Annotated in this window: 19 protein-coding genes; 7 read left to right on the forward strand and 12 right to left on the reverse strand. The window is 41.6% G+C overall.

The genetic code is table 11. The features are described from left to right. Positions 1-86: 86 nt before the first annotated feature. Positions 87-506: an MCR_0457 family protein gene (locus tag A6J60_RS11400; protein WP_227526137.1), complete on the reverse strand. Its 420-nt coding sequence runs from the start codon at positions 504-506 to the stop codon at positions 87-89. Between the two features lie 895 nt (positions 507-1,401). Here A6J60_RS11400 and A6J60_RS11405 point away from each other — a divergent pair. After that, on the forward strand, positions 1,402-2,301 hold the full coding sequence (locus A6J60_RS11405; protein ID WP_096066101.1) for a peptidoglycan DD-metalloendopeptidase family protein: 900 nt from the start codon (positions 1,402-1,404) through the stop codon (positions 2,299-2,301). Positions 2,302-2,460: 159 nt separating this feature from the next. Here A6J60_RS11405 and A6J60_RS11410 read toward each other — a convergent pair whose 3' ends face one another. Both A6J60_RS11410 and lptD read right to left on the reverse strand, forming a co-directional pair. Next, positions 2,461-3,993 (reverse strand): peptidylprolyl isomerase, encoded by a 1,533-nt coding sequence (locus tag A6J60_RS11410; RefSeq protein ID WP_227526138.1) that lies wholly within the window; start codon positions 3,991-3,993, stop codon positions 2,461-2,463. A 217-nt stretch (positions 3,994-4,210) separates the two neighbouring features. After that, positions 4,211-7,762 carry an LPS assembly protein LptD gene (gene lptD / locus A6J60_RS11415; RefSeq protein WP_096066102.1) on the reverse strand — a complete coding sequence of 1,184 codons (3,552 nt, stop codon included), beginning with the start codon at positions 7,760-7,762 and terminating at the stop codon, positions 4,211-4,213. A 455-nt stretch (positions 7,763-8,217) separates the two neighbouring features. Between lptD and A6J60_RS11420 the strand changes: the two genes are divergently transcribed. Together A6J60_RS11420 and murU are read left to right on the forward strand one after the other, a co-directional pair. Further along, entirely contained in the window at positions 8,218-9,381 is a 1,164-nt protein-coding gene (locus A6J60_RS11420; protein ID WP_096066103.1) for an aminoglycoside phosphotransferase family protein, read from the forward strand. A 153-nt stretch (positions 9,382-9,534) separates the two neighbouring features. Next, positions 9,535-10,275: an N-acetylmuramate alpha-1-phosphate uridylyltransferase MurU gene (gene murU / locus A6J60_RS11425; RefSeq protein WP_227526199.1), complete on the forward strand. Its 741-nt coding sequence runs from the start codon at positions 9,535-9,537 to the stop codon at positions 10,273-10,275. Positions 10,276-10,463: 188 nt separating this feature from the next. Here the strand turns inward: murU and A6J60_RS13405 are convergent, their stop codons facing one another. Then, positions 10,464-11,297, reverse strand: a complete 834-nt coding sequence (locus A6J60_RS13405; protein ID WP_096066105.1) for a hypothetical protein — start codon at positions 11,295-11,297, stop codon at positions 10,464-10,466. Between the two features lie 1,122 nt (positions 11,298-12,419). On the opposite strand from A6J60_RS13405, the gene ttcA reads away from it, so the two are divergent. After that, complete coding sequence (gene ttcA, locus A6J60_RS11435) at positions 12,420-13,559, forward strand: tRNA 2-thiocytidine(32) synthetase TtcA (RefSeq protein ID WP_413772386.1); 1,140 nt, start codon at positions 12,420-12,422, stop codon at positions 13,557-13,559. A 177-nt stretch (positions 13,560-13,736) separates the two neighbouring features. On the opposite strand, the gene A6J60_RS11440 is transcribed toward ttcA, so the two are convergent. The 6 genes from A6J60_RS11440 to ccoN all read right to left on the reverse strand — a co-directional run bounded on the left by A6J60_RS11440 (position 13,737) and on the right by ccoN (position 19,652). Beyond that, positions 13,737-14,378 (reverse strand): FixH family protein, encoded by a 642-nt coding sequence (locus A6J60_RS11440; protein WP_096066107.1) that lies wholly within the window; start codon positions 14,376-14,378, stop codon positions 13,737-13,739. A 165-nt stretch (positions 14,379-14,543) separates the two neighbouring features. After that, positions 14,544-15,944, reverse strand: a complete 1,401-nt coding sequence (gene ccoG / locus A6J60_RS11445; protein ID WP_096066108.1) for a cytochrome c oxidase accessory protein CcoG — start codon at positions 15,942-15,944, stop codon at positions 14,544-14,546. A gap of 256 nt (positions 15,945-16,200) precedes the next feature. Continuing rightward, positions 16,201-17,313 carry a cytochrome-c oxidase, cbb3-type subunit III gene (gene ccoP, locus A6J60_RS11450; protein WP_096066109.1) on the reverse strand — a complete coding sequence of 371 codons (1,113 nt, stop codon included), beginning with the start codon at positions 17,311-17,313 and terminating at the stop codon, positions 16,201-16,203. After that, on the reverse strand, positions 17,310-17,492 hold the full coding sequence (locus A6J60_RS11455; protein WP_096066110.1) for a cbb3-type cytochrome oxidase subunit 3: 183 nt from the start codon (positions 17,490-17,492) through the stop codon (positions 17,310-17,312). Before A6J60_RS11455 ends, ccoP begins: the two co-directional genes overlap by 4 nt. Then, on the reverse strand, positions 17,492-18,130 hold the full coding sequence (gene ccoO / locus A6J60_RS11460; protein ID WP_096066111.1) for a cytochrome-c oxidase, cbb3-type subunit II: 639 nt from the start codon (positions 18,128-18,130) through the stop codon (positions 17,492-17,494). The genes A6J60_RS11455 and ccoO overlap by 1 nt, the downstream gene beginning before the upstream one ends. 25 nt (positions 18,131-18,155) lie before the next feature. Next, positions 18,156-19,652 (reverse strand): cytochrome-c oxidase, cbb3-type subunit I, encoded by a 1,497-nt coding sequence (gene ccoN, locus A6J60_RS11465; RefSeq protein ID WP_096066112.1) that lies wholly within the window; start codon positions 19,650-19,652, stop codon positions 18,156-18,158. Positions 19,653-20,451: 799 nt separating this feature from the next. Between ccoN and A6J60_RS11470 the strand changes: the two genes are divergently transcribed. After that, positions 20,452-20,841: an SCP2 sterol-binding domain-containing protein gene (locus A6J60_RS11470; protein WP_096066113.1), complete on the forward strand. Its 390-nt coding sequence runs from the start codon at positions 20,452-20,454 to the stop codon at positions 20,839-20,841. 103 nt (positions 20,842-20,944) lie between these two features. Here A6J60_RS11470 and A6J60_RS11475 read toward each other — a convergent pair whose 3' ends face one another. Together A6J60_RS11475 and A6J60_RS11480 are read right to left on the reverse strand one after the other, a co-directional pair. After that, positions 20,945-21,589 (reverse strand): hypothetical protein, encoded by a 645-nt coding sequence (locus A6J60_RS11475; RefSeq protein WP_096066114.1) that lies wholly within the window; start codon positions 21,587-21,589, stop codon positions 20,945-20,947. A gap of 332 nt (positions 21,590-21,921) precedes the next feature. Beyond that, a complete protein-coding gene (locus A6J60_RS11480; RefSeq protein WP_096066115.1) occupies positions 21,922-22,887 on the reverse strand; it encodes a hypothetical protein in 966 nt (321 codons plus the stop codon). Positions 22,888-23,410: 523 nt separating this feature from the next. Between A6J60_RS11480 and A6J60_RS11485 the strand changes: the two genes are divergently transcribed. Both A6J60_RS11485 and lolD read left to right on the forward strand, forming a co-directional pair. Further along, positions 23,411-24,646: a lipoprotein-releasing ABC transporter permease subunit gene (locus A6J60_RS11485; protein ID WP_096066116.1), complete on the forward strand. Its 1,236-nt coding sequence runs from the start codon at positions 23,411-23,413 to the stop codon at positions 24,644-24,646. 33 nt (positions 24,647-24,679) lie between these two features. Next, a complete protein-coding gene (gene lolD, locus A6J60_RS11490) occupies positions 24,680-25,366 on the forward strand; it encodes a lipoprotein-releasing ABC transporter ATP-binding protein LolD (RefSeq protein ID WP_096066117.1) in 687 nt (228 codons plus the stop codon). Positions 25,367-25,395: the final 29 nt, after the last annotated feature.

Raw genomic sequence — 25,395 nt, forward strand, 5'->3', positions numbered from 1 at the left:
CGGTCCCGCTATTCAACAGGACCGACTTTTTTTATTACTGATTAATTATTCTATGTTCAACAGTCATTGAATTAGTGACTTATTGATTAGTACTCAGTATTGGCCAAATCAGTACATAACGCTAGGTTTTCTTCAGCAGAGAAACCCATAGTCCAGTTACGCATGCTTGATAAGATGACTTTATAATCTTGCTGAGTTGATAAATACTGAATGGCTGCTTTTGGGTTTTCGATAGTAGGCAGCATTTGCTTTAACTCATAGTTATAGGCTTTGTAGAAGTTGCTTTTTTGCTGATTGTTCAACATAGGCGGGCAAACTTCAGATAGCACTTGTAATACAGCAATTTCGTGCTTAGTCGCAGCGGTACCTGCTAAATCAACCGGAATAGTGGTTTCTGCAGCGTTGGTTAGCATAGAGCCAAATAAGGCTACACTGCCAACAGCAGCGGTTAACATAATTTTGCGCGGTGCAGATTTAGCTTGTGATTGGTTAAACAATTTTTGCATTAGATCTCTCATAGTTTTCATCATCATCTTATTTTATTGTTAAAGTATCTGTTAGCAATACCAATTTGAATAACACGCTTTGTGTTGTTGTTAATGACACTTTTTTATGTCGCTGTCTTTATAACGTATTAGCTTTATATCGCATTAGCTTTCAAATGGACTGTCTGACTTGTTGATTGGGCATTTGATGCAATCATGTGTTTATAATATCAAGCAGCTATTTATCAGATCATCAAATTCCTATGCATCTATTCAACTTCTTATCTTAATCAAATCCCTGAGTATCTATATTGCTATAGAGTGAATCGAGTAACTATAGATGCATTTGGCATAACTACATTATCACATGAATTAATTGCTCAGATGTTTATCAACTGTGACTTAAGTTTTTTAATGCGTAACCCATATTGCTAAACCTGCAATATGCGCTTAATAAATAGGATTTGAATATGCAGTATATTTCTCTATAGCCCTTTAATTATATAGCCTTTAGCTTATCATCTGCTTTATTGTCAGACCATAGTTTATTGTGAAATATTATTTAAATTAGTCTATCATTGTGGCGTTATTATAGCGTTTTTTTACAAATAGGGGATGACTTTTATATTTATAACCGTTAATAGACTAGATAGTGTTGCTAAATAAACACACAAAGTTAGATTAACCCTAGACAGGGGCACCGGTTTGCGTCTAGTATTGTATCCTTTATAATAACTAGGCTTTTTTATAGTCAGCGCATGTATGAGCAGGGTTAAAAACCTTGTTTTACTCCAGTGAATATACTTTATGATGAGTGTTTTTGCGTTTGGCGCCTTGTATTTATGCAGCTATTTAGATTGATAGTTGCACTTATTTTTTAATTGCTTTGATAACATCATGAAGGAGGGATGCATACATGCCTAACACAGCTTATATCAGCAGTACAAAAACGACGGATCAAGGCTGTCAGAATAGCAGCAAAGTTATGGTAAGCAGTGAGGGCCTTGCGCGTAAAAGCGTGTTGAAAGGGGTTACGTTTGCCGCTCTAAGTGGGGTGTTATTATTAACCGGTTGTGCAACCAAGCCGACTTATCAATCAAGTGGACCTACTATCTTGGTAGACTCAAGAGGTGTGCCAAACTATTATCAAGTGAAGTCAGGCGATACGGTCAGTCAGATTGCTGCTCGTTATGGACTTAACTATCGTCAACTGGGTGCGCTTAACCACTTAGACAGTAAGTACACCATTTATGCTGGTCAGTGGTTACAATTATGGCAAGGTCGAAATGGTTCACCTGCTTATGCCAATAACAATAATCGCCCAACCACGACGCCACAACGCGGCAATCAGCGTCCAACGCAAGCGCAGACTCAGCCAAATAGGCCGCCAGTCACAGCGACGTCGCCTGCTAATAATACGCCAACTTATAACACCACTGTTAGCGCCACTAAAGGCTATGGCTATCCAAGCGGCAACCAAGTGATCAAAAACTTTAACGCTGCGGCAAATGAGATGAGCATGTGGTTCAGTGGTAACTTAGGTGACCCAGTATTAGCCAGTAAAGAAGGCCAAGTGCTGTATGCCGGTGATGGTCTGCCTGAATATGGTAACCTGATTATGATTCGTCACGATGCCACTTATATTACGGTATATGCGCACAATAATGAGCTATTAGTCAAAGAGGGTGATCAAGTGAGAACCGGTCAGCGCATTGCGACTATGGGTAGCACTGGTCAAACCAATCAAGTGGCGCTACAGTTCCAAGTTCGTGAAAATGGTACGCCAATTGATCCAAGAGCGGTATTAGGTCTATAAGCAGATAGCAGTTAAATACAAATACTGTATATCTAAATACTGATTTATTTGACCGATAAAAAACACCCTATTTGATAATAGGGTGTTTTTTATTGCATGGTTATTATTGTACGACTATAAAGTTAAAGACCGAAACTAAATCAGGGTCAAAGACTGATACTAATCAAAAACCTGTACGAACGCATTGGCACGTAGCTCTTGCAACCAGTCTTCTTGAGCCTGAGGCGCTAAGCGCTGGAATAAGGCTTCTTGAGCAAGATTGCGTTTAACAGTGTCGCTCACATCTTTTTCACGGGTGTCTTCAACCTTTAAGATGTGCCAGCCAAATTGAGATTTAAACGGTATTGAGAAGTCGCCAACGGGGGTTTTAAGCATCACTTGCTCAAACTCCGGTACCATTTGACCTTTAGCAACCCAGTCTAAGCTACCGCCACGACCTGCTGAACCTGGATCATCTGAGTAAGTGGCAGCTAATGATACAAAATCAGCATCACGACGTAATTGTTCATATAGGTCGTTGATTTGTTGCTCGGCAAGCGCTTCGTTATTGATCTCATCATTCTTAATTAAGATATGGCGAACTTTCCACTGAGGCACAATCATGTTGTCGACATTACGAATATCAACCAATTTGACCACGTCAATACCGGCTGGAGTGACCTGAGGTTTGGTAATGTCACCGGTATCCAACTGTGTGATTTGGTTGGCGATATCAGTAGGTAGACCTGATGCCTGATGGTAGCCCATGTCACCGCCTTGAATTGGGGTAGCGTAATCTTTGGCAATGCCATTAGACAACTGCTCTAATACAGCATCTACATCGTCTGTGGTGCTTAGTAGTGCCTGAGTCTGCTCTGCAATCTGTATCGCTTTTTGTTTTTCGCTATCAGAGATGCGACTAAAGTCATCGCTAAATGGAATACGGATATGAATGGTACGATACTCTGCCGTTTGTAAGCGCTTAGCTTCTGGCGATGCTAAAAAGGCATCAATATCTTGTTCTGTAATACGTACTCGGTTAGACACTTGACGCTGCTGCAAGATTTTAAGCGCTTCTTCTTCTGCGACTTGGGCACGTAGAGCGGCATAACTGCCAGGGCGACGGGCGTCAAGATTTTGCTGCAGTTCAGCCAATGAGCTCATGCCTTGTGATTGTGCAATATTGGCCAGGCTTTGGTCAACCACATCGGCATCAGCGCGGATGCCGGCACGTTTAACCATATCCAACTGTAGCTGACGTAAAATCAGGTTATTCAACACTTCATTCTGTAAGCGTTGTTGGTTTGGCATAGGCTGACCACTGGCTTGAATACGTGCTTGCGCCGTAGCCATGGCAGATAACAGTTGGCTTTTTAAGATAGGCGTATCATTGGCGATGGCCACAATACCATTACTACTTTCTAGCACTGAAATAGGCTGATTGCTCGGTACAGAGTCAGCCTGCATATCAATAGTTGCCGCCTCTGCGGTAGCACTTTGCTCAGTGGTTTGACTGCTTACTTGGTTATCAGCCTGATTGTTTGCTTGATCATCTGCTGCTTGTGCTGCGTTACTCATCACAGTCAGTAATAGTGCTGAAGCGAGTGCTTTAGCTAGGGTGTTTGGCGCAAAAAAACGCAAGCCTTGCTTGTTGGTATTTGTATTAACAGCTGTCATATGCTGGATGTCATTGTTAGTGTGTAATGCGGTCATAGGTAGCCTGTTTTAGCTTGAGTATGGGTATTAAGTATAAGTTCTGAATTCGAATATTAAAGTTTAAAAATGAGTTATCAATATAATCGGTTACTAATAAGTATAATGACTCACTCTTAATAACAGATATCTAATGTTAGTTTTTTAGTAATTAGCCAACTAGACTAATAATAAGCATGATTGGCTAATTAACGAGGTACTAGCAAGTCAGCATCCATTATTTTGAATACTGAGAGTTGCTTCTCCATCTGTCATCAATCGGCTCAAAGCCCATGATTTTTCTGTCTAAGTGCTTGCTTAAACGACCTCTTCTATCACCAAAGCCATTAATTCTAAACTCAGCCATGATAGCGCGGGTTGGTTTTTCCTCAAAGTTTAAGTCATTATAATAACTGCGACCATAGATTGAAAATCCGTAACAGCAGTCTTCATAATCAACGCCAACAGTTGAGTCGATAAAGCGATTGTTATCACTGTCCCATTGGGTTTGTCCCATAAAGCGCCAGTTATTGGTAATAGGCACAATTGCTGATGCAGTTAACGCAGACAGCTTCGATTGACTGGTTAATCTGTCTTCTTTACGCTCGACAACCCCGAAGTTAAATTGACTGTGTGGGCTTGGGCGATAGCGAACTTGGCTCGAGATATAGTTTAAGTTGTTATCAGAGTCTAGTGCGCCGTTAAAGTCAAACCATAAGTTGCGATAAGGCTGAACACTAGAACGCCATGCCACACCGGTTGAGCTTGATTCAAAGGTGCGATCGCCTTCTTCTAAGGTCACTTTTGGTTTGCTTAAGAAGAACTGATCACCAATGCTACCATCAAAGCGGGTAATACCCATCGCATCAATATAACGATAGTTTAGGCCGACAGCCAAGTTGTTATTATCTGAGATACGGTCATAGCCCAGATACCAGCTGTCCTCAAATAACTGGTCATAGTCCAGTGACGCTATACGGGTATCAAAGTTAGGCAGACGACTTTGATCTTTATAAGGAGAATAGCTGTATTTTAACTGAGGCGTTAATAGCTGATAGCCGCCCATGGTGTTATCAAAGATACCAAAAGGTGAACCGGCCTGATAAAAGTTTAATCCAGACTCTAAAGTAAATCTTGGTACAAACACTGACTGCGAGTTGTCATCTTTTGAGATGTTGTTATCGATGCGGCTTTCTTCATCATAAGCAGTGTAAAGATGATGCAAGCTAGCAGTTGGCGTCACATAACCCCAAGTTTTTTCTATTGGATAGCTGGCATTAACTTGGTTATATAGGCGTACCCCACTTTTTTCGTTTTCTGACCCATCATTAATCGATTTTTTGAAGTAAGCAGAGTCATGGGTGCCGGTGATAACAAAGTTATCTAGTACGTTATTTAATTGTGGCAAACGATAGTTAACCGACAACTGAGGCAAGCGTGAATAAGGCTTATCTTTATCAGTTACTGGATTACCATTCACATCCAGTGCTTTAAGACTTTGGAAGGTCTCAACTTTTAATTGTGCGTCAATATAATCATCATAATAATTGACACGGGCACGTCTGGGTAGGTTTAGTCTGTTTTCCGCTAAGCCATAGTCATCAAAGTCACTTAAATAGTTTGGATCTGACACATAACTGAATACCGCATCTGCACTTAGGTTAGGGATGCTTTTTGAGGCCCAGTTATGACGATAAAACACCGCCGATCGGTCTTCACGGTTATATTCTTTGTCATCCGGCATATAAGCAGAGGTCAGTGAGCCTTCACCAAAATTTTCGGTTAAATAGCGTAACTCACCAGTCAGCATCGGATTTCTATTGGTATAGATATCGGTAGTTAAGGTCGCGTCATAATTTGGCGCTAAGTTGAGATAGTAAGGCACGCTTAATCTCAAGCCGCTGTCACTGTCAACACGCACGCTTGGGGTTAACAGACCACTGCTACGACGGTCATCAACTGGGAAGTTGAAGTAGGGCAGATATAGCACAGGCACATTGCCTAAGCGGAATGTGGCGTTGTAAGCCTCGCCACGGCCTTTATCGGTATCGATATCAATATTTTTTGCTTCAATGTGCCACTTACGATTGGCTGGCGGACACGTTGAGAACATCACTTGCTCAAGCTCATAATGGGTGTCATCAGGCTTATTCATCAGCTTAGCGTAACCATGTGCTTGCATCGGCACACTGGCAAAAGCGACATCGTGAGCAGTCGCTGCGCTACTATTGGTATTATAAGCAAGCTCGTCAGCAACGGCGATCAAGCCTGAGTTACTTTGTCTTTTTACCCAGTTATTGGTGGCAGCGCTTTCAAGATCGGTTGGTTGACGGTTGTCATTTGAGTTACCAGAGTCTGCCAATAATACGCCGCCTTTAGCACCTGCAATCCCACTTTCAAGATCCAATGCTAAGTTATCAGCAGTGACCAACTTGCCGTCTTGCATCACTTCAACATTACCCGACAGCTCAACGTAGTTGGCGTTGTCATAATAGGCATAATCTGCTTGAGCGTGTAGGGGTAAACCATTGGTTAATGATAGGCCATCTTGCTGCTGTGCGCGTTGCACCGCTTGTTTGTAGTTGGCATCAGCACTGGCATTGTTTGGGGTAACCCACACGCCTTCACAGCGATAAGCGGCTGAGGCATCAGGTAGATAATTTAAGATTTTGGGCTTGATGACAGGCGCCATGGTCTCAGCTTCAATCACTCTGGCACCACTGGCGGTTTGAGTAACGCCATCTTCTATCCCTAAGCGCTCACGCAGCTCAGAAGATTGCTTTTGATAAAACTGCGACAAGCGTTGTAAGCTTTGTTTGACGCTATCACGCTCAAAGCTGTCAGATAAGTTGTGAGCTTCGTCACGCTGATTATCACGCGCATTTTCAAATGCGTTATTAGCATTTTCTGCTGTCGTGTTAGCAGTCGATTCATTATTAACATCGATATCATCAACACCGGTATTCGCACCGGTCGCATTTGATGACTGATTATTAAGTACAGTAGCATCTATATCAGGGCTGATGATGATGTATTCATCTTCAGGACTGGCAGGCACGTTAGTCACAGCCGTTGTTTGTTTGGCTGAGGTAGTGTTGCTGGTATTTAAATCTGTTTGGTCAGAGTTTGTACGATTTTGGCTGTCAAAGCCAACCGCTTGCAGCGCGTCTTCTTCTGTTTTGATTTGCGAGGCGTTTTTTGCTGCGACTTTTGGCGTTGAATCAGAGTGTGCTTGCTGTGGTCCAGCGTTATTTTGTGCATATAAAGGCAAGTTATTTAAGTATGACAGATCGTCTAAAGCAGCCGTTTCTTCTGCTAACTCTACTTGCGTGGCTAACGCTTGCTCATTAATGGTATTTGCTGTGCTAGATTGGGTATGGTTTAAGCGGCGATAAGTAACTGTTGAATGATCAGTTAGTGTCGTCTTAGGGGATTGGCCCTTTATTACATCATTACCTGCTGCGTCTTTTAATTGAGCAGTGATGGGCGTAGTATCTGTATCTTTTGTATTTATATTTTTCGTATCTAGATTTTCAGCATCTTTAGCATCAGTATTGATTGGATTGGCTGGATCGGCTTGCTGCTCTACCTTAGCTTGTGACATATTTAGGTCAGCAGTAGGCCCTGTCTGAGGCGACAGTTCAGCTTGTGGGCTGATAATAGCGCCATAAGCACTCGGCACGCTAATCAGCAGGGGTAAGCTGATGGCGATGCGGGTTGTGGTTTGCGGATGACATGAAAATTCACGGCAAGCACGCAAAATACTGCGGTAGAGTTGCGAGTACAGCAAAAGATTACCTTTTTAAATGTGATTGAAAAAATATACTTTAGCCTTGATGAGCGACTATTGCCATCCGATTGTAGCGCAAACTGCTTAGCAGTCACACAAGTTGGCAGTCACATAACTGGCTAATTTTAGCAAAAAAATCAGAGCTGTGGATGTTTATCTATATATTGTTACCACTGCTTATTGGGTGACATACGCATCAGCAATTAAAATGACTGCTAGCATAATCCATATTGGCTATATTATATAGTCTTGACAGCAGATAGTAACCATATATATTTGCATAGGTTTAATTCGATGGGTATTGAGCTGATTTTTTGACATTTAGCGCTATAAGATGCTGAGCAGTATAAACAGTTATCATAGTCAAAAAATAGCAAATCAGCTACACTATGCCGAAACCCTTTTAAGTCATTACTCTCTGATTACTGTAAATTTAACCCATAAGCATCCTAATTATGACAAATATCAATAAAAATTCTAGCCCTAATTCAGCAGCCAATGCTAATCCAATTCAAGCGATAGATATCGAAAGCTATCACACTCCTGAGCGCTTTGAGCAATTGACGGCTTTTATTGAATCAGCCTTTCCAAATCATCAGCTGCGTATTGAAAGCCTGCCAGGTGATGCCAGCTTCCGTCGTTATCACCGCGTTATCTTAGAAAACGTTAAACAGGGCGCTGAATTTGATCCTAGCTATATTGTGATGGATGCACCGCCGCAGCTTGAGTCTATTGAAAGTTTTGTGCGTATTGATGAGATGATGGCGTCTCATATTAATGTACCGACTTTATTAGCCAAAGATTTAGAGCAAGGCTTTTTGGTGCTACAAGACTTTGGTAGTGTTGAATTCGCTCATTTATTAGCAGATGCCAAGGTGAAGCAAGATTCAGGCCGTATTGATGAGTTATATCAGTGGGCGATTGACTGTTTAATTGAGCTGCAGTCGTTATCAGTCACTACTGCAAAAGATCAATATGCGGTCGCTGACTATGATGCAGACACTTTACAACGCGAGATGAACTTATTTAGCGAGTGGTTCCTACCTTATATAGATGCGCCGCTCACAGAAGAGGATCAGCAGCTATGGCAGCAGTTCTGTGATGGTCTTATTGAATTGTTATTACAGCATCCGCAAGTGGTGGTTCACAGAGACTATCACAGCCGTAACTTGATGCTAGATCAGTACCATAATGAGCGTTTGGGAGTGATTGACTTTCAAGATGCCTTAATCGGTAGCTACGCTTATGACTTGGTATCCTTAGTGCGTGATGCCTATGTCGACTGGAGTGAAGAGCAGGTAGCCAGTTGGATTGAGTATTATTGGCAGCAAAGACGTCAGCAGGGCTTAGCGACACCTGAGGCGTTGAGTGAGTTTGTCACACAGGTGAATTTAATCGGCTTACAGCGTCACCTTAAAGTACTGGGTATCTTTATTAGATTGGCGCAGCGTGATGGTAAAACACGTTACTTAGCAGATATTCCTAAAGTATGGCGCGATGTGTTGGTTGAGGTGCAGCAGTTATCAGAGCAGGCTAATCCCCAAGTTCAAGCTTTGGTTGTGCCAGTTCAACAGTGGTTGCAGCGACTTGAGCCTAAGTTTGCAACTGCCTTTGCTTAAAGGCGACACTGGGATAAAATCACGAGCACGACAATCAGGTTAACCTCAAATAGGGTAATAGCAGATATGCAACACACTCAAGCAGCCGACAATAGTGTCACTCAAAACGATAGCATCAATCAAAACGATAATACGCCGCGCATTACCCAAGCCATGATCTTGGCCGCAGGTAAAGGCACACGTTTACGTCCTCTGACTTTAACCACGCCAAAGCCGCTGGTTGCTGTCGGTGGTCAGCCATTAATCGTGTGGCATATCAAAGCCCTAAAGGCGGCTGGTATCACAGACATTACTATTAATAGTTCTTGGTTATCCGACAAACTGATTGCTGCTATCGGTGATGGCTCAGATTATGGGGTTAATATTTATTGGTCTGTTGAGGATGAGCCCCTAGAAACGGCTGGTGGGATTGCGCAAGCATTAGCAACAGAGAAGTTAAAGCAGGCGCCGTTTATTTTGATTAATGGTGATGTGTGGAGTGATATCGACTTAGCTACATTGACCCAGCATCAGTTGCAACCTGATCAGCAGGCGCATCTGTTGTTGATTGATAACCCAGCGCACAATCCTGAAGGTGATTTTGGTCTTGATAGGGGGTACGCTACTTTCGAACCTAAAGCATCTGAAGCGCTTGAGCAAACTCAGTCAACCCAACTAACTAAGTTTACCTTTGCCGGTATTAGTGTCATCGCGCCAAGCTTAGTGGCCGAAGTTGCACAAGGTGAAGTTGCCGCTTTAGCGCCGTTATTAAAGCAGGCAATGAGCAACCGTAAAGTCACGGCAGACGTCCTGCAAGCACAGTGGGTTGATGTGGGTACGGTAGAGCGATTAGAGCAGGTGAATACCAGTATTGAGCAGCAAGGAGCTGCTGAAACTCATCCCGGTCGTCCTTAATTAATGTCTCACTTATCGTACTGTTATTACTAGCAAACACGATGACTATTAAGCAATATTATTACTGAATCAATAAAAAACCGATGTCTTTTTTGGACATCGGTTTTTTTATTTATATTGGTTTTTAAGTAGGACTGTCAGTTATCAGTTATCTAATATTGACCTTATAGTTGCTAGTTCCTAAGGCCCTAAGGCGCTTCTGACTCAGCTTGATCATTAGCTGCTGTATTAGATTTTGGTTCGGCTGGTGTTTCAGCTTGAGGTGAAGCAGCCTCTGCAGACTGTGCCTTTGGCTTCATTGTATTAATAAAGTCAGCGGTATTCTTGCCTTGCTCTTCAGCAATTTGGCGTAGCTTTTGTTCTTTTACTTCATTAATCGCATCACTTAATTGGTCACTAAGCTGTTGAGCCGATTGAGCGGTCTCACTAAACCCATGCTGCTGCGCTAAGCGTGTTGCCTGTGCATCAGGCACGTCTCTGGGTAACAGCACCCTCTCATTTGGATTGATTTCTGGTTGAGGCGGCGTATAGGCTGGCGGGGCAGTATTGGGCTGATAGCTGTTTTGTGCGCTGCCACTGTTATTGGTTGCCGATTGGCCTCTGTTGTTAGCGTTTGATGCGTTATTATTATCGTTCTCTTTCGATGTTTGCTTATCGTCTTTTTTATCTTTTTCGTCATCATCGTTGTCTGACTCTTTATCCTCGTCATTCTCCTCTTCGCCTTCCTTGTCTGTATCTTCCTCATCCTCTTCACCTTCAGCGTCTTCTTCCTCTGACTCCTCTTCAGTTAGTGTCAGAAGCACTTCAGGCTCTTCAGTTAAAGAAGGGGTCTCATTGACAGCCGGAGCTTGCTCAGCCTCTTCAGCCGACTTTCTGTGGTTATTAATGATGAGTAAGGTTATGATTAAGATATGAATAGCAATTGCCAGAATGATGGCAGGCAGCCATTTTTTAAAAGTATTGGTTTTTTTGGTAGGCACGGTACTGTTTTCTTGTTTTGAGTAGGGATCTGGAGTGCTCATATACTCAGGTTCCTTGCTGACGGTAAAGACAAATTATTGAGCTAATTAGGGAAGAGTAAACGCTCATTATATCTGTAATGAACAAATAATTATTAGAAATAACAAACTTTTACTTTAGTGCACTAGACTGCGTTCATTTGTGGCAGATAGATGAGTGGATGTACTTGTTTTTTAGTTATATAAAATGTCTTTCAATAGTAAGGTCTTCTACATATATTAGGTTAATTTAAAACGGATTTTATTATTCTTCATGAATACTCATTTTAAATTCATATTTTGTGAGCTTTATTGTATAAGTTTTTAGCTTGTAGAGGTTAGCTAATATTAACTGAAGGGTGTTAATTATAGATTAATGTATTGATGCTGATTTACTTACTTCAAGGTGCTGATATTGCAGTCATACTAATTCGATAACCTTATAATAATAATTAAAAGATGGACATTGTGTCATACGTTGATAATAGCATCTGATTCTTTAACAGTGAATCTATTGCTTGGAATACAACTTAGTGCTTGGATTCTTTTACATAATTAATCTAGTATTTATGATGTGGCAGTAAGGTTAGTTGTTTTCAATATATTGGAGTTTATTCAGCTTGTTATTAAGTACCTGTAGCTATGCAATATAAGCTAAAGCTTTCTTTTTTAAGATAAGTTTATTGTTGTTGTTTGCATGTTAGCAACTGTTTTGGTTTTTATTTAATCCGGATGAGGTACTAATTTACCATGCTTTGACATTTTCAACGTTTAATCTATTGTAGTGGCAATGCATACGATAATCTCAGGTTCGAATAGTTCGATCGGTTCTATGATGAAGGCAAGTTAGGATTTATTTAACTAATGGATAAGAGGTTTTTTATTGACTCGCAAGGGCTTTCATTTTTATTGAACTTTCTTCCAGCAACTACATTTTTATACTTTCACTTACACTTATTAAAAATTTACCTCGACGCACATATTCGGCCTGTAGATTTTTCCATCAAATAGCATTTCATTTATAGCATGAGTTTTATTCATTATACCTGCGTAATTTAAGCCAAACACGCAATCTAAACCAATCAAACAAGCTTAGAAATATCAAATTTGATATAATCACTGCCTAAATCCAGACAGGTGACAGCGATTATTATGCAAACTAATTTCTCAGACCCACAGACCTTTGACCCAGCAGCCTTTAACACTGGCTCGACACCATCTGTTCAGCCGAATGTGTTAAATAATGACGCACCTGATACCACAGATGAGGCGCTTGAATCAGAAGCGTCTGAAGATACTATTGAGCACAAAGGCGTTAAATCTAGCCGCTTCAAAAAGCTACAAAAGAAGCTGCGTAAGCAAGTATCACATGCCATTAAAGACTTCAATATGATTGAAGATGGCGACGTGATTATGGTGTGTGTCTCTGGCGGTAAGGACAGTTATACCTTGCTTGATATCTTGCTATTTTTAAAGCGTATTGCACCGATTAACTTCGATGTGGTTGCTGTCAATTTAGATCAGAAGCAGCCGGGCTATCCTGAAGAAGTACTGCCAAATTATCTACAACAGCAGGGCATACCGCATTATATTCTAGAAAAAGATACCTATAGCGTGGTGAAAAGCGTAGTACCAGAGGGTAAAACCTATTGCTCAGCCTGTTCTCGTTTGCGCCGTGGTTCATTGTATGGATTTGCTAAGCAGATTGGGGCGACTAAAATTGCATTGGGTCATCACCGCGACGATATCTTAGCGACTTTCTTCTTAAACTTATTCCATGGTGGGTCGCTTAAAGCGATGCCGCCGAAGCTGCTTAGTGATGATAAGCAAAATATCTTGATTCGTCCGCTGGCTTATGTGGAAGAAAAAGACATCATTAAGTATGCACGTTATAAAGAGTTTCCAATTATTCCGTGCAACCTGTGTGGCAGTCAGGAAAATCTACAACGTGCGATGGTAGAAGATATGCTGCGTGAGTGGGATGATGCGCATCCTCAGCGTTTGGCGTCTATCTTTAAAGCCATGCAGAATGTGGCACCGTCACAGCTGGCTGATAGAGAGCTATTTGATTTTGAAAGCTTGCATCTAGATCGTGATGACAGTGAACGCGCCTTTGAGGGTCATAATATTCAAGTGGGCGGTCAAGATGAGTTATCAGACATTGGTCTGCCAACCAATCCTGAGATTCAACCCTTTGATGGTACTAATAAGCAAAACGGAGCTCAGAAAAATGCAGCAAGCAAGTCAGTGAACAAAATTCCGACCATTAATCCGATTATTGACTAATTGATTAGCTTATTGAGTATATTTTGTTTTGATTTATAAATTTAAAGCAAAAAAAAGAAGAGCATTGCTCTTCTTTTTTATGACTTCTATTTTTTATTAACGAAATAAAGCTTTATCGTATTTATCTGACTTTGAATGATAAAGCTTTAAAAACGATAAATGCCTAACAATCATTCATTAATGATGACGTGTTTGAGTATTGGCTTTATCTTCGGCTGCAGCGGCACTTTTATTGTCTTCATCAAACAAGTGTAGTGGCTGTAATCGAATCTCATCTTGTGGCAGTTGCGCAGTTTCTTTTAGTCGCCAGTTTGCCTCACCGTCATTACTGACTTCAACATAATATTTTGATTCTAACGGATCCAGCTCAATCTTCGCCGTATATTGATTGCCGCTGTTATGCGTTAAAGTGGCATCTCTATCTTTTTTGATATCAGTGGCATGTGAGATGGATAGGCTCAGCTGCTCTGGATATTTAACAGGCATGCCATTATGTAGCTTCCCAGCCTCAAGACTGTCTTTTGGGTAATTGAGGGTGAAGGTCACCTTTCCATCTTTGGCAAAGGTCATATCACCGCTTAAGCCTAAGTCATGGGCTAATTTGTCACGTGACACATCTTGATATAAGGTTTTGCCATCCATATACCAGTCATCTCGTACCACGGTGTCTTTAATTTGAACTGAATAGAACACAAACCAAATACAGGCAACCACCACAAACAAAGGTAGGCCGATCACAAAGATCATCACCATGTAGTTTTTATACCAAGGTTGTGAGTCTTGGTGGCTAAATTTTTTGGCTGATGTCGTTTTTTTCATGACATACCTTAAATTATGCAAATATAAAAAAGCAAAAATAATGGCCAGTTTATTCCTAAGTTTTATCATAAAACTTGGCGATAAACTGGCTTGATGTTACCGCAACGATTCTACGCTATTTTAGCCAGTCACGTTGCGGATATCGTCTACTAACCGGTTATCGGTCTAGTTAGAGTTAAACACGTTAGATCTTGATGCGTGATAAGTGCCATCGACACTATCTACATTAAAGGTCACAGGAATTTCACCCTTACCAACCACTTTAGGATCGCCAACCACGCTAACAGGCAAGTCATAGCTCTGACCGGCAGCTAACGGTAACGTCTCCATACGTGTACGTAAGCTCAAGCCTTCGGCAGCACTAATAGACAGTTTATACTCCTGACGTTGCTGAGTTTTGTTGGTGATCTTGATAATGTAGCTGTTGACCACTTGACCCTCTGCGTTGGTCGATGACAACTGGTTACGGTCACCACGAACATCGATCTGTAAAGGCACACGATCAAATAGGGCATAAGCGACAACACCGATAAGCACTGTCAAAATGAGTACGTAAGCAGCCAAACGAGGTCGTAAGTAACGACTCTGTTCATTTTCAACCAATTGACGCTCAGTGGTATAACGAATCAAGCCGCGTGGGTAGCCCACTTTATCCATAATCTCATTACAGGCGTCTAAACAAGCGGCACACTGAATACACTCCACTTGTAATCCGTCACGAATATCGATACCGGTTGGACAAACTTGAACACACATTGAGCACTGAATACAGTCACCCAGATGGTCAGGATTGGTGCCTTTTTTACGAGGTCCACGTGGCTCACCACGGTTGTAGTCATAAGATACAATCAAGGTGTCTTTATCGAACATCACACTTTGGAAACGGCCATATGGACAAATGTGAATACACATGAATTCACGCATGTAGGCAGCGTTGGCGTAAGTGGCAAAGGTAAAGATAAACATCGATACCCAAACCCAACTTGGCCAATCGGGGAAAGGAATAATACCGCCAATACTTTGCCAGCTGGTATACATCAATTCAGTACCGGCCACATAGCTCACAAATGTCGTTGCCGTCAATATGGCCATCAGCGCCCAGATGAAATAAATCAGCGCTTTTTTTGCAACCTTACTGGCAGTCACCGGCTGTTTATCGAACTTGATGCGTTTGTTTCTATCACCGATAACCCACTTTTCTACGTGCTGGAATAAGTGAGTCCAAATGGTTTGAGGACAGGCATAACCACACCATACTCGGCCCGCATAGACGGTGACCATAAATAAGGTGAAGGCAGCAATAATAAAGAATGACGCGACAAAGAAAAAGTCTTGTGGGAATAAGGTCAGGCCAAATATGTAGTAATGTTGGCTAGGTACATCAAACCAAATTGCTTGACGACCATCGTACCTAATCCAGGGCAGTACTAAAAATAAAAACAGCAAAAAGTACATACTGAACAAACGTATGCGCTGATAAAAACCATCTGTAAATCTAGGATGAATGCGTTTTTTGGTTGCATCTACCTCATGGACTGGAATTTTATTAGGGGAGGGGGCTGACATAAATGTACCTCTAATGTGTATAGAATCATTATGCTGGCAAAAAAAGTACAGCAAGCATATTGCTGCAAGTTGTACCGCCCAGTAGTAAACATCTATTTTAACATTGTTTACAAGTTTCGGCTAAAAAGGATTAGACTTATCTGTCAGGACTTATGTCAATGACACCTTTAATCTCATCATTTTAAGTACATAACTTAAGTACAAAAAAAGGGCTGTATCAACAGCCCTTTTTATTTTATGGTTTTGGATCGCTTGCTTACTGTGCTTGGACAGCGTTGCTTTCGACAACCGCATTGTTTGATAGAGAGTAAACATAAGAAGCTAGAAGCATAATACGCTCATTACCTAGCTTAGTTTCCCACTCAGGCATCACACCACCACGGCCATTACGAATGGTTTCTTGAATCGTTGCACGATCGCCACCGAATAACCAAATACCATCGGTTAGGTTAGGCGCACCGGTTTCAACCATACCTTTAGCATCAGTACCGTGACAGATAAAGCATTTTTCATCAAAGATGGCTTTACCTTCAGACGCTAAAGCTGAGTCTACTTCAGTCTCTTCTTGGTTCTTAGAGATTGAAAGTATGTATTCAGCTGCAGCACGTACACCTTGCTCACCAATGTCATCACGCTGTGCAGGCATTGGTAATGGTTGAGTTGGGTCAAGGTTTACGTGACGACCGTTTTGGATGGTTACCAAGATATTCTCAGGGTCACCACCGTGTAACCAGTCATTATCAGTTAGGTTAGGATAGCCAGGGGCACCTTGTGCAGTTGAACCGTGACATAGCGCACAGTTCTGTAAGAATAAACGCTCACCAACCATTAATGCTTCTGGGTTATTAGAAAGCTCTTTAATGTAAGGGGCTAGTGCTTCCACTTGCGTAGTGATTTCTTTGTTTAAATCACTAGAGCGTTGAGACTTAACAGGCTCTTTAGCTTGTAAGCTGGCTAAAGTTGCTAACTTTTTATTGGCTTCAGCATTCGGTAATAAGTTGGTCTGGAAGTTTTCAATAAACACGTTATTGTTCTTCTCAAGATCACTATATAGCTCGTTTTCTGAGCTCCAAGGTACTGTTTTACCATCAACTTCAACGGTTGAAAGACCATTAAAGCCATGCGGTGCTAGTGCAGGGAATAGGATGAAATAAAGGATACCCCATACTAACGTACCGAAGAAAATTACCAACCACCATTTTGGTAATGGTTTGTCATATTCCTGGATCACATCGTCATAGGTGTGACCAGTGGTACCATCTTCTGCAAGGTCTGGCTTGTTACGTAGTACAAAAAGCAGCACACCAAGAATACCTAACCAGCAGGCTAGAGTTAAGATGGTGATCCATGAACTCCAAAATATACTCATCTTTTATCCTTATTGCGTGATTGAGGTGTTGACGATCTAATTAGATCGTCATCCAACGCAAGCTGTGCATCTTCTTCAAAGCGCTTCTTGTTTTTAGGGGAATACGCCCACCATGCAATGCTAATGAAGGCAACAAAAGCTGCCACAGTTGCAAAAATTTGAAGGTCGCTGATACTCATTAGCGTTGACCCTCCATCGCTGTACCAAGCTGTTGTAGGTAGGCAACTAGGGCGTCAAGCTCTGTTGCGCCTAATACTTGGTCAGGTGCGCCTTCAATATCTTCTTCGGTATAAGGAAGACCGAAGCGATCACGGAATAAGCGCATTTTTGCTTGAACCTTGCTGCCGTCTACTTCACGTTCTGCTAACCATGGGAAACCAGGCATAACAGATTCTGGTACTAATGAACGTGGCTCGATTAAGTGTTTTTTCTGCCAGTCATCAGAGTAGCGACCACCCACACGGGCTAAGTCAGGACCAGTACGTTTTGAACCCCATAGGAATGGGTGATCCCAAGTTGACTCAGCAGCACGTGAGTAAGGTCCATAACGTTCAACTTCTGCACGTAGTGGACGAATCATCTGTGTGTGGCACACATGACAGCCTTCACGGATATAAATATCACGTCCTTCAAATTCAAGTGGCGTCCATGGTTCCATAGTCGGAAGAGGTTGGTTAACACCACCTTCCTCTCCAGGCTTGGTATCAAAAATCAATGGAACAATCTCTACTAGCGTTGCAAAGCTAATTGCAATCACAATAAAGATGACCAGCAAGCCTGTGTTTTTTTCAATTATTTCATGAGCTGTACCTGCCATGATATCTCCTTAAGCGATTGCTGGTTTATACGTTAACAGGCTGAGTGTCTTCGTCATCTTCGACGACAGGACGATGATTTGTTGGATCTGCTTCTGCTTCGTCAACTGAACGAATGCTTGGCATTTTAATGGTCTTATAAGCGTTATAAGCCATAACAAACATACCGCTAACATATAATAACCCGCCGAATGCACGACCAATATATGGATAATGCGAGAAGGTTACGGTTTCAATGAAGTTATACGCAAGCGTGCCATCTGGATTCGTTTGACGCCACATCATGCCCTGGCCAATACCTGAGATCCACATAGAAACGATGTAGAAAATAGTACCAGCAGTAGCTAGCCAGAAGTGGGTATTAATTAAGCTAATCGAATACATTTTTGGCTTGTTATAGATACGTGGGATCAATACATATAATGAACCCATAGTAATCAAACCAACCCAACCTAAGGCGCCTGAGTGTACGTGACCAACAGTCCAGTCAGTGTTGTGAGACAACGCGTTAACTGTCTTAATAGACATCATTGGACCTTCGAAAGTTGACATTGCATAGAATGATAACGCAACGATCAAGAAACGAATGATAGGGTCAGTACGTAGTTTATCCCAGCTACCAGAAAGCGTTAGTACACCGTTAATCATACCACCCCATGAAGGTGCGAATAGGATTACAGAGAATACCATTGCTAAAGACTGAGTCCAGTCAGGTAGTGCAGAGTAGTGAAGATGGTGTCCGCCAGCCCACATATAAGAGGCAATCAGTGCCCAGAAGTGAACGATTGACAAGCGGTATGAGTAAATTGGACGACCAATCTGTACTGGTACGAAGTAGTACATCATACCTAAGAAGGCTGCCGTTAAGTAAAAACCAACCGCGTTGTGACCATACCACCACTGAACCATGGCATCAGTAGCACCGCCAAACAATGAGTAAGACTTAAATAGTCCAACAGGAATGGCTAAGCTGTTTACGATGTGTAGTAGAGCAATGGTAATGATGAATGCTGCGAAGAACCAGTTAGCAACGTAAATGTGCGAGGTCTTACGCTTGATCAACGTACCAAAGAATACAATCGCATAAGATACCCAAACAACCGCAATCAATAAATCGATTGGCCATTCAAGTTCAGCATATTCTTTTGATGTGGTAATACCTAAAGGTAAGGTAATGACCGCAGCAACGATAACTGCTTGCCAACCCCAGAAGGTAAACCAAGCTAGGTATGGTGCAAATAATCGTGTCTTACAAGTACGCTGTACGATGTAATACGATGTTGCGAATAGTGCAGATCCACCAAACGCAAAAATCACCGCGTTGGTATGAAGCGGTCTTAAACGGCTAAATGTAAGCCATGGAATATCAAAGTTTAGGGCAGGCCAAGCCAGTTGTGAGGCGATGAACACCCCAAGACCCATGCCTATAATCCCCCAGATGATCGCCATGACTGTGAAAAATCTCACAATAGTGATTTCATAATCACGATCAACTGGAGAGACTGCTGTGTTATTTATACTCATTGGAATATTTCCTTTACAGCCTTAAGTATCGGAGGTTTAAACCAAAAAAGAGCCGAAAAAAACTTAATTCTTAGAAGTAAGGCAATGGAACAAACCAACCTTGTCTCGGAAATAAACAACGAATGAAGTTAATAATGGCTCACTCATGATAGGGCAAAAACTTGCAAGATGCCTATCAATTGTTTGGCTTTAATACCTGATGTTATCTAAATATAAAGCTATTGTAACGCATAGGATACAAAATATCATCTGACGAAACAGTCAAAAGTAAAAAAAATCCGTAAAAACATTATGGATAACGCTTTATAGGTTAACTTAAGTATTAAGTGACATAAAGTGGTTTCTATGTTGTCGTGCTTAGATAGCCATAAAATTGGCATCGTCATAATAAAAATGACTCATTAAGTCAAAAACTCACTGTACAGGGCATTTTTTTTGCTACAATCTACGCATAGCGCTGCCGTTAGTTATCAAAAAACTGATTTTAATGAATGACTGGTTTCAGTCTTTTTTTGAATCATCATAACCAGCCAGTGGTTTTTAACGTTGCGCGCCTACTTAAAAGAAACGGCGCTTTACTGCCTAAGTATAATAAAACAGTGCCTTAATTGAAATACAGTACAATTGAAACACAGTGCTTAGCCAGATTAATCCACGTATTATGTATCTTAGTGTTATAAAATGTTTCAGATGCATTGATTACGACGGCTGTATTTTAACTGTATTTTGACAACAACTCTATTTTTTTTGTAGCACTGGGTTAATATTTTATTTTTCATCACAACAGGAAGACAATTATATGGCAATTTTTTTATCAGATGAGTGGTTTGCTGAAGTAGATCGTTTGACTCAAGAAGCCGGTGAATTAAACTTACCGCCAGCGCTGGCAAACATGAAACTAAACTTGAATGTTTCAGATACAGCCAATGGCGATGTTAATGCTTACTTGGCCAATGGTGTATTAAAACAAGGTGAGACCGATGCGGATACAACTATCAAGATTGATGAAGCGACATTAAAGCAGGTTGCTTTAAAAGGTGACATGAATGAAGCCATGAATGCCTTTATGTCAGGTAAGATTCGTATCGAAGGGGATATGAGTCAGGTTATGGCATTACAAACATCTAAGCCAAGCCCAGAACAAAAAGAGTTATTCAAAAAGATTTATGAGATGACTGAGCAGGGTTAATCGTTTAACGCTAAGTTTAACTTAACTTAACTTAACTTAACTGTTTAAAATATTATAGTAGATCAAATAAGACAACAACGCTTGCAGCATTGCAGGCGTTTTTTTATGCCAAATGGAAAAAATAAATCATAAGCAATATACCGCTGATAAAGAAACTAATGGCGGTGAAATCGATGTTAGTCAGATCTATGTTAAATAGTGACTTTGATTCAGAATTTGATGCTGAGTCAGTGAAAACTGAATTGTTGGTGATAAGCGGGCTGTCATTGGAAGACATAGGAGTAGAGAAGTTAGCAGCGGCATCAGTATTTGAGTGTGAGCTGGTAGTTGTTTTTAAGTTGATAGGGTAGTTAGAGGTTTTGGCGTTCACACTTTTAGTTTTGCTAGATTCAGACTCTATACTGTTATTGATGGCTGCTTTGTTAGAACGGTTGTTTAACACTGCTGCTTTAGCTTGAGAGGGATTAGTCAGCTCAGCGCTCTGCGTTGTGGGTGCTGAGTGTAGCGTTAATTTGTCAGCACTCATCATTTTAATGACCTTATCGGTGGTCATGCTTTTGATGTTTTTTGGCTTTAGAAAAATATCTGCTGGACAGTGTAGTGTCGGCTGCAATGTAGATGCTGAATGTATGCTGTTTTTTCTGTTTTTAACAGATGCAGGAGAGCTTTGAATAGACGCATGAGAAATCGCCAGCACATGAGTATGAGCAGCGGAGGGACGTGTTTGATTTACGTTAGAGACGTTCATAGACACACTGATATGAAAACAGCAAACTTAGCTAGTTTACTTCTTTCATTTATAAGAAGTTTATTAATACTACCTTGAAGTTACAGCCTTTGTAAACAGTGGATTTGTGATTTTTGCAAAAAAGTCAACTATTTTTGCAAAACTAAGGCGTTTATCGGCTAAATAATAGATCAATCAGCATAAAAAAAGCTCCCTTTATAAAAAGGAGCTTTTTGGGGTAATCATAATTAGCACATAAGATAAAACTAAAATAGTCTAAGCAATTAACGGTTATCAAACACTATTATAAATTTACCCTAAAAATAAGTGGCCTCATTGCAGGCTAGATACGATTAGTCATCGGTTTGGTTTTCGTAATAAATGGCCGCTTGTAGCCAAATATTGGCTTGAATGTAGTCATTGACAATAATTTGACGCGTGTCTTCATTGGTAGGCGTTGCCATACGCACTACGAAAGGATCAGCGTCAGGCTCACGTAAAATAGCCACATCAAATACAGTTAGCTCACGGCCATACAGGGTCTGCTGCTGTTTGCCAAGCACTTGACCTTGACACCAAGCCTCATCTTCTTGACCTAAGGTTTCGCCGAATAAATAAGCACACATATTGCCAAGATTGATCTCAATTGGCTCTAACGCCTCATCGCTGGTTGGCTGCCATTGTTCAATTTGTTGATCTAAGTCAGTGGGGATAACGCCATTGTTCTTGGCAACGATATCATTGTAAGCGCGATGATAGCGAATGGCTTCTGGGTCTTCAACACGAATCACTTCGTCTTGATCACTTAGCTTAATAGAGTAAGCCCAAGCACCGAAGTTAACAAAATAAGATTGGCCTTGACGGTATAAGTCACGGTTCACAGTGTACATCTGATCAAAAGCATAGATAACGCTACCATCTTCGCTGATTAAGCGCAGTACCGCATCTTGGGTATTGTCATTGGCAATAATACGATCGATTTTGCAACTCAAGCCATAAGGGCTGTTAACGCAAGGGAAGGCATTAATGAAATGCTGAGGCTTTCCGTCTTTAAGTGCCAATACTTGGTTGATATGGCACATCTCATTACAAGACAGTAGCAAATTCTTTAGATGCTCTTTGCTTAATGCAGGATGAAGACCGGCAGCAATAGTAGCATCGTCGATAGAGTTTTTTAGCCAGTTAGGTACATCCTCTTCGATATGCTCAGTTAGGATACGCCAGTGATCACCATGACCTGCGGTTTGTTCGTTAGTTAGGGCGATGGTAGTAGGACGTGCGTTTTTATTTGGACCGTATTTATAAACTTGAGTGCTCATAGTGTCTGTACTTTTGTAATGGTTGGCTTAAAAAATGGCGATATGGCTAATTTCTTGAAAGCCATCAGATAAATAAAATTATAAAAATAATATAAAATAATAAATAGCAGCCAGAGTTTGCTACTATACTTACCCTACTTAATTAATAGGGGCAAGTTGGCTGAATACAAGATCTAAGCTGCGGCTATCTTGAATTCAGCAGTCAGTTAAGGCTAATTAAGCGCATTTTTTATGTCACTTGTGCATGTCAAACTGTCAGTTGCACCAATCTAGCATAGCCAAAATAGGTTGGTTTGTGTCAAACTATGGCCCTTTATAAATTAATTATAGTTGTGTTCATTTTATTTTAATATTCAGCTTATCGTGAACTAGCAATTTTGTCGTATTTGGATGACCGGCTCAGTATTAATAGGATAGTGTTTATAGGATGGTATTGAAAGCTGTCATCACTGTATTCAAATGCTGTTGATATCCCCGAATCAAATCAAATTGCGAATGCACAGATAGGTTAAGAGCCTAAATTATGTTTCGACCGTTAGCCTTATTTTTAGGATTACGTTATACGCGCGCAGAGCGCAGTAACCGTTTTATTTCATTAATCTCATTGATCTCCATGGTCGGCCTGACCTTAGGGGTGGCCGTGCTTATTACCGTGCTGTCTGTGATGAATGGCTTCGACCGTGAGCTCAAGTCACGCATTTTAGGGATGGTGCCACAAGCCAGTGTCAGTTCTGGTGAGATTATCCCGGAGTGGCAGGGACTGGCTGATAAAATCTCGCAAGACCCAGAAGTGGTCGCGGTGGCGCCTTTCATTGAGCTTCAGGGGATGCTGACCTCTAATGGTCAAGTTGCCGGTATTATGGTGACCGGTATCGAGCCTGAGTATGAAAAAAATGTATCCATTATTAATGAACACATGGTCGAGGGCAGTATTGATACGCTCAAAGATGGTGAGTTTGGTATCGTGCTGGGTCAAAGCATGGTTGAAGCCATGGGGCTACAAGTCGGTGACAAGGTGACTTTAGTGTTGCCAGAAGCCTCACCGTCGCCAGCTGGGGTGATTCCTCGCTTTAAGCGCTTTACCTTAACCGGGGTGTATAACATCAGCCGTGAGGTCGATAACTTGGTTGCCTTCATCCCAATGGGTGATGCCGCGACCTTACTACGCTTACCCAATGGTGCGCAGGGTATCCGTATGAAGTTGGATAACATATTCTTAGCACCCCAAGTTGCGCAGCGTGCAGCGAGTATTGAGCCTGAACTGCTTTATCCTAATGACTGGACGCGTACCCATGGCAATTTATTCGGCGCCATTCAGATGGAAAAGGCGATGGTTGGATTGCTATTGTTCCTAATTATTATCGTGGCTGCGTTTAACATTGTTTCAAGCTTAGTAATGCTTGTGACCGATAAAAAAGCAGACATTGCTATCTTAAAAACCTTTGGTGCCTCACCGAAGCTGATTATGCAAGTGTTTATGGTACAAGGTTTGGTAATCGGTGTTATCGGTACGGTAGCTGGCACAATCTTGGGTGTGGCACTGGCATTGACCGTCGGTGACTTGTTAGGCTGGGTCAACCAAGCCTTTAATCTACATCTATTTGATGCTTACTTCATCAATTATCTGCCCACAGAGTTACGCTGGATGGATGTGCTTGTGATTACCAGTACGTCGTTCTTGTTAACCTTTTTGGCAACCATTTACCCAGCGCGTCGTGCGGCCAGAATTCAGCCAGCACAAACCCTACGCTATGAGTAAATACATCATAAGAAATATATTGAGAAAAACAGTATGTCAGAAATTTTAGTCGCCAAAAATATTAATAAAATCTACGATGAAGGCAGTATCCGCACCCAAGTATTAACCGGTCTTGATTTGACGGTTCGTGCCGGCGAGCGTATTGCCATTGTCGGTACCAGTGGTTCTGGTAAAAGTACCTTGCTGCACTTACTCGGCGGGCTTGATGTGCCTACATCTGGTGAAGTTTGGTTGCATGGTGAATGCTTAAACCAAATGGATGAGACCGAGCGCGGTAATATGCGTAACCAGCATTTGGGCTTTATTTATCAGTTTCACCATCTATTGCCAGAATTCACTGCCATTGAAAACGTGGCGATGCCACTGCTGCTGCGTAATAGTGTGCCTATTAAGCAAGCACGTGATGAAGCTGTATCTTTGTTAGAGCGTGTTGGTCTGGGTCATCGTTTAGAACATCGCCCTGGCGAGCTGTCTGGTGGTGAGCGTCAACGTGTTGCTATTGCCCGAGCTCTGGTGACCAAGCCTTCCTTGGTATTGGCCGATGAGCCAACCGGTAACCTTGATTATGACAATGCACAAAGTATTTTTGCATTGTTGGCTGAGCTACAAGATACGATGCAGACAGCGTTGCTAATGGTGACCCATGACAGAAACTTGGCAGCGATGGCCGATCGACAAATGCTGTTGAAAAACGGTAAATGGGAAAATTTTGTCGATTAGTGGCTTTATTTAATACAGCTCTGCTAAGC

Source organism: Psychrobacter sp. FDAARGOS_221 (assembly GCF_002313155.2).
Lineage (GTDB): Bacteria > Pseudomonadota > Gammaproteobacteria > Pseudomonadales > Moraxellaceae > Psychrobacter.

Bases quoted from the DNA above. Each gene is read 5' to 3' on its own strand.
- A6J60_RS11400 (WP_227526137.1), bottom strand. From the start codon at position 506: ATGCAAAAATTGTTTAACCAATCACAAGCTAAATCTGCACCGCGCAAA.
- A6J60_RS11405 (WP_096066101.1), top strand. From the start codon at position 1,402: ATGCCTAACACAGCTTATATCAGCAGTACAAAAACGACGGATCAAGGC.
- A6J60_RS11410 (WP_227526138.1), bottom strand. From the start codon at position 3,993: ATGACCGCATTACACACTAACAATGACATCCAGCATATGACAGCTGTT.
- A6J60_RS11420 (WP_096066103.1), top strand. From the start codon at position 8,218: ATGACAAATATCAATAAAAATTCTAGCCCTAATTCAGCAGCCAATGCT.
- murU (WP_227526199.1), top strand. From the start codon at position 9,535: ATGATCTTGGCCGCAGGTAAAGGCACACGTTTACGTCCTCTGACTTTA.
- A6J60_RS13405 (WP_096066105.1), bottom strand. From the start codon at position 11,297: ATGAGCACTCCAGATCCCTACTCAAAACAAGAAAACAGTACCGTGCCT.
- A6J60_RS11440 (WP_096066107.1), bottom strand. From the start codon at position 14,378: ATGAAAAAAACGACATCAGCCAAAAAATTTAGCCACCAAGACTCACAA.
- ccoG (WP_096066108.1), bottom strand. From the start codon at position 15,944: ATGTCAGCCCCCTCCCCTAATAAAATTCCAGTCCATGAGGTAGATGCA.
- ccoP (WP_096066109.1), bottom strand. From the start codon at position 17,313: ATGAGTATATTTTGGAGTTCATGGATCACCATCTTAACTCTAGCCTGC.
- A6J60_RS11455 (WP_096066110.1), bottom strand. From the start codon at position 17,492: ATGAGTATCAGCGACCTTCAAATTTTTGCAACTGTGGCAGCTTTTGTT.
- ccoO (WP_096066111.1), bottom strand. From the start codon at position 18,130: ATGGCAGGTACAGCTCATGAAATAATTGAAAAAAACACAGGCTTGCTG.
- ccoN (WP_096066112.1), bottom strand. From the start codon at position 19,652: ATGAGTATAAATAACACAGCAGTCTCTCCAGTTGATCGTGATTATGAA.
- A6J60_RS11470 (WP_096066113.1), top strand. From the start codon at position 20,452: ATGGCAATTTTTTTATCAGATGAGTGGTTTGCTGAAGTAGATCGTTTG.
- A6J60_RS11475 (WP_096066114.1), bottom strand. From the start codon at position 21,589: ATGAACGTCTCTAACGTAAATCAAACACGTCCCTCCGCTGCTCATACT.
- A6J60_RS11480 (WP_096066115.1), bottom strand. From the start codon at position 22,887: ATGAGCACTCAAGTTTATAAATACGGTCCAAATAAAAACGCACGTCCT.
- A6J60_RS11485 (WP_096066116.1), top strand. From the start codon at position 23,411: ATGTTTCGACCGTTAGCCTTATTTTTAGGATTACGTTATACGCGCGCA.
- lolD (WP_096066117.1), top strand. From the start codon at position 24,680: ATGTCAGAAATTTTAGTCGCCAAAAATATTAATAAAATCTACGATGAA.